This window comes from Bifidobacterium sp. (genome assembly GCF_050874245.1).
Taxonomy (GTDB): Bacteria; Actinomycetota; Actinomycetes; order Actinomycetales; family Bifidobacteriaceae; genus Bifidobacterium.
In genome coordinates this window covers 1-2,841 of sequence record NZ_JBNMKH010000139.1, presented here as the reverse complement: position 1 = coordinate 2,841, position 2,841 = coordinate 1, and the positions used below count along the sequence as shown (strand labels likewise).

Here is a 2,841-nt window from a genome sequence, read left to right as displayed (position 1 = left end):
TTCGCGTCACAGGTAAAATACTGTGCATGAATTTCCTGAGCATGGATTACTTCATCATGGTCGCCAAGGAACGAAGCTTTACCAAGGCGGCGAAACGTCTGGGCATCACACAGCAGACGCTCAGCGCGCACATCGCGAACCTCGAACGGGAGGTGGGATGCGAGCTGTTCGTCCGTCATGTGCCATTGGAGCTGACCTATGCGGGAAGGACGTTCCTGCGGTACGCCAACGGATTCCAACGTGAGCATGCGATGATGATGCAGGAATTCGGCGATATCGCGCACGACGAGTCGGGTGTGCTGCGCGTGGCAGTCGGGCATACCAGGGGACAGGCCATCATGCCGCGCGTCATCGCCGCATTCCAGAGGAAGCGTCCAGGTATCGCCATCGACATGATCGAGGGCGTGAACGAATCACATGGTCGAAGGTTGGCCGACGGAGAGGTGGATCTCGCCATTGCGCATTTCGCCCACGCGATACCGGGAGTGGAACTCATCGACTTCTACGATGAGGAGATGCAGCTGGTCATATCACGTTCCCTGTGGATGCAGGTGGTAGGCCGATCACCGGGCGAGGCTGAGGCGCGCATCGCCCGGGGCGATCTGACGCCATTGAGCCAATGCCCGTTTGTGCTTGGCCACTGCAACGACATTGACGGCCGCATCGGCGACGAACTGTTCCAGCGGTCGGGATTCCGTCCCATCGTCAAAGTGCGGTCCGACAACATGCAGACCCTGCTCGCTCTGGCGAAGCTGGGTGTCGGTGCGACTTTGATGGTCCGCCAGTTCCTGCACGGAACGCAGAACGGCGAGACCTTGTCCGAAATCAAAGTGCTTCCGCTTGGGCAAAGCGCACGGTATTCCATCGATTTCGGCATCCGCAGGCAGGACTACCGATGGAGCGCGTTGAACGATTTCATGACGGTGGCCCGTGCGACGGTGGGCGCGTAGACGTTGTCCGGATTCGGACGGGAACGATTCCGGTGGATTTGCCTCAAGTCGACTTGAAGTTGCTATGCTGGGCCTCAATGGCGGAAAAAGAAACAATCAAGGAGGATCATGACTGAATTCGACATCACCTCACTGGACGGATTGGCCCATCGCACCGACAATGAGCAGGCTCCGGAGGTGTATTTCACACCCCTGATCACGCCGGAAAGCCTGCTCGACGCTTACCACGCGCTCGGAACCAAGCCGGAAGGTCGCGTGGCCATCAAGATTCACTCCGGCGAATCGGAGAAATCCAACAACCTCAATCCGGCGCTCGTCAAGGACCTTGTGCGGGAGATTGGCGGCACGCTCGTGGAATGCGCCACCGCATATGACGGCAACCGCGAAACGCCGGAGAAAAGCCTCGCCGTATTCAAGGAACGAGGATACGCCGACATCGCGCCGATCCAGATCATGGACATGGGCGGGGAAATCGAGATTCCAGTGGCCAAGCACCGGCACATTCCCTACGACATCGTCGGCAAGCATATTGACGACTACGATTCCATCTTCGTGCTCTCACACTTCAAAGGCCATCCGATGGGCGGCTTCGGCGGCGCGCTCAAAAACGTGTCCATCGGCATCGCATCGTCGAACGGCAAACGCTGGATCCATTCCGCGGGCGTGGCCACCAACCACTGGGTGGAAGCCGACCAAGATGACTTCCTCGAATCGATGGCTGAAGCCGACGAAGCAGTGATCAGCCACATGCATGGCAACATGATGTATCTGAACGTCATGAACCGCCTGTCCGTGGACTGCGACTGTTTCCCCGCCCCCTCCGAACCGGACATGCACGATATCGGCGTGTTGTCATCGCTTGACCCGGTGGCGCTCGATCAGGCATGCGTGGATCTCGTCCATATCGCCCCCGACGGCGCGTCCGTCACCGAACGCATCGCTTCCCGCCACGGCGAGCACACGCTCGAATACGCCGAAGAACTCGGCATCGGTTCGCGCGCGTACCGTCTGACAGTGCTCGACTGAAATGGGCGTGGACATGAACGAGGCGTCGCCGCGGACCGCGGACAAGGCGATCGCACGCTTGGCGACGCTGCTTGGGGACGATACCCGAGAACGGGTGTTCGTGGCCATCGACGGTCCATGCGCGTCAGGCAAGACCACGTTCGCCCAAATCCTCAACGAACGGTTCGGTGGCAATGTGCTGCATATGGACGATTTCTTCCTGCGTCCGGAGCAGCGCATGCCGGAACGTCTGGCTGAACCTGGTGGCAACGTGGACCGCGAGCGGTTCGAGACGGAGACGTTGGCGCCGCTTGCCGACGGGAAAGCCGCGCGATACCGACCTTGGGATTGCCATGCGGGCGATTTCGCCGCTTCACGCACCGTGGAACCGGCACGGCTGACCGTCGTGGAGGGCAGCTACAGCATGCATCCCGCCTTGCGTGGGTATTACGATTTCATGATCTGTCTTGCGATCGACCCGGCCGAGCAATTGCATCGGCTCGAGTCACGCAACCCCCGTATGCTGCGACGGTTCGTCGACGAGTGGATTCCGCTGGAGAACCGCTATTTCGAAGCGACCGACGTTCGAACTGCCGCCGATATGCTGGTCGACACTGCATTGCCGAACGATGCATGACGATTAACGAAGAGAAGCAAACAAAAGGAGAATGAACATGTCTGATTCCGCAACCATATCCGTGCGTTCCCTGCGCCGCGCCGACCTGCCGAAGCTGAGCCTGACCACCAAGGCCGCGGCGACGCTGCTGGCCATTGCGGCCGCGGTCGCGCTGCCGCAGTTGTTCCATGTCATCGGCGCGGTGTCCGGGCAGGGCACCGCTTTGGGCGTGGCGTTCCTGCCGATGCACCTGCCGATCATCTTCGTTGG

At 60.1% G+C, this 2,841-nt stretch carries 3 protein-coding genes and 1 pseudogene; all 4 read left to right on the top strand.

Annotated features, from left to right (window positions below):
• Positions 1-950, top strand: a 950-nt coding sequence (locus tag ACR0P8_RS09220; RefSeq protein WP_432624777.1) for a LysR substrate-binding domain-containing protein, incomplete at its 5' end; no start/stop codon positions are given.
• Positions 951-1,058: 108 nt separating this feature from the next.
• On the top strand, positions 1,059-1,976 hold the full coding sequence (locus ACR0P8_RS09215) for a DUF362 domain-containing protein (protein WP_432624776.1): 918 nt from the start codon (positions 1,059-1,061) through the stop codon (positions 1,974-1,976).
• A gap of 13 nt (positions 1,977-1,989) precedes the next feature.
• Positions 1,990-2,592, top strand: a complete 603-nt coding sequence (locus tag ACR0P8_RS09210) for a uridine kinase family protein (protein ID WP_026645753.1) — start codon at positions 1,990-1,992, stop codon at positions 2,590-2,592.
• Between the two features lie 37 nt (positions 2,593-2,629).
• Positions 2,630-2,841 (top strand): annotated as a pseudogene (locus ACR0P8_RS09205) (ECF transporter S component); the annotation flags it as partial.

Bases quoted from the DNA above. Each gene is read 5' to 3' on its own strand.
- ACR0P8_RS09210 (WP_026645753.1), top strand. From the start codon at position 1,990: ATGAACGAGGCGTCGCCGCGGACCGCGGACAAGGCGATCGCACGCTTG.
- ACR0P8_RS09215 (WP_432624776.1), top strand. From the start codon at position 1,059: ATGACTGAATTCGACATCACCTCACTGGACGGATTGGCCCATCGCACC.